The organism is Prevotella pallens ATCC 700821 (assembly GCF_000220255.1).
GTDB classification, from domain to species: Bacteria; Bacteroidota; Bacteroidia; order Bacteroidales; family Bacteroidaceae; genus Prevotella; species Prevotella pallens.
On sequence record NZ_GL982520.1, the window covers coordinates 1 to 1,564 of the forward strand.

Consider the following 1,564-nt stretch of genomic DNA (forward strand, 5'->3'; position numbering starts at 1 on the left):
ATATTGGCTTTCTTATATATAAATTGTCCAATGAAGCTTATTTGCATTTGCTACAGTCACTCTTTACCATGATGAATACACAACTGCAAGATATACTTTAGTTTTTTAGCTATTCCCAGATGTGAGTAAATTCGGAACTATATCAGTCGCTAAAGTAGTATATACTTCTTATTGGGTAGCAATAGTCTGTATACCAATTCTATAATAGACCTTGGCTTTTTCCTTATTTGAGTTTAATCACGAAGATTCAAAAATAAAAAGACAATGTCTTTTCTTTCACAACTAATATACAGAAATCTGATTGCACACAATGGTAAATTTATCGCTGATTTATAATTCTAAAATACTACTTAATGCTTGACATCCTATGATTTCCCAACTTTCCCATATACTTCCCGCTATATCCCTGACTCTTGGAATAACATTAAAAGCTCTCTACTTTTGCATCGTCAGACCTGACTGAATGCCCTGTGGCAAGGGTAAGTTATTCATTTCAAAACAATTGAATTATGACGATAAACGAATTACTGGACAAACCTGTTTGGCAGATGACGGGTGAAGAATTACTTTTCCTTGCACAACACAGTAATATGTCCACGAGCAGGGAATCAACAAAGGCTTCTTCCTCCAAAGAAGAAAAGCGATATGTGTACGACTTGGCTGCATTGCACGCCTCTTCGGCTGTAGTTTGCCTACAGCTAACCGTATCAAGCTGAGTGGTAAAATCAACCGTGCCATTGCACAAATATCATAGCAGCAGACTTATCAATAGGACAGGTGAAAGGTATATCCAATCCAACAACCCACACATCAATCATCGCTTACAAATCCTCGCCTTGCGCACGATTAAACTCATTATCATAATACATTGTTATGTAATATTCCCCATTGAACTTCGAAATAGTAAACCACACCAATCTTTTTGACAAATCGTCATCGGCTGGTAACTGGACGTAGGTCGCTTGATACTTTTTTTTATGAACAGTCATCTCATAAGAAATATCTTCTCTGTCCGACAACTCCTCGGCAGAAATCGGCACATACTTCTGATTGTTTGCAAACTGGCGGCACAGTGTGTTATACCTTATCTTTATCTGTCCTTCATCCCAATTATTCTTATCACATACCATTATTCGGTAAACCTTGTTATTATTCGTTGCAATAAACACATCGACCTGCTGTCCATTGAACTCCCCTTTCAAGTAATCAGCAGAAGGATCATACACAAATCCCTTATTTTTCAGTTTCTGAATCATCGAACTCTTACTCCCATCAACAGGGATACCTAAGAATTTCGTTACTTCCTTTTGTGCATACAAAGCTACAGAAAGCATTAGTAAAAATGCAACAGATAGAATCTTTTTCATAATCTACGATATTTAAGTTTTTAATTATATTAATCAATTGATACCTCCCCCCACAAAGCAATATAACTCCGACTATTGCCGTACGTCCTCACTGTTAGAAAACTGTGCCCATTTTCTGGATAGTATTAAAAATTACTCTTTGTTTCTGCTGTGATTGTGAAGCTTTTTAGCAAATATGTTATATGCTTTAATGGAAG

At 36.4% G+C, this 1,564-nt stretch carries 1 protein-coding gene and 1 pseudogene; one reads left to right on the forward strand and one right to left on the reverse strand.

Features of this window, described 5'->3' with window-relative positions; translation table 11 throughout:
* Positions 1-509 precede the first annotated feature (509 nt).
* Positions 510-748: pseudogene (locus tag HMPREF9144_RS12430) on the forward strand (DUF3853 family protein); the annotation flags it as partial.
* A 73-nt stretch (positions 749-821) separates the two neighbouring features.
* Here HMPREF9144_RS12430 and HMPREF9144_RS12435 read toward each other — a convergent pair.
* Positions 822-1,367: a hypothetical protein gene (locus HMPREF9144_RS12435; protein WP_006046495.1), complete on the reverse strand. Its 546-nt coding sequence runs from the start codon at positions 1,365-1,367 to the stop codon at positions 822-824.
* Between the last annotated feature and the right edge of the window lie 197 nt (positions 1,368-1,564).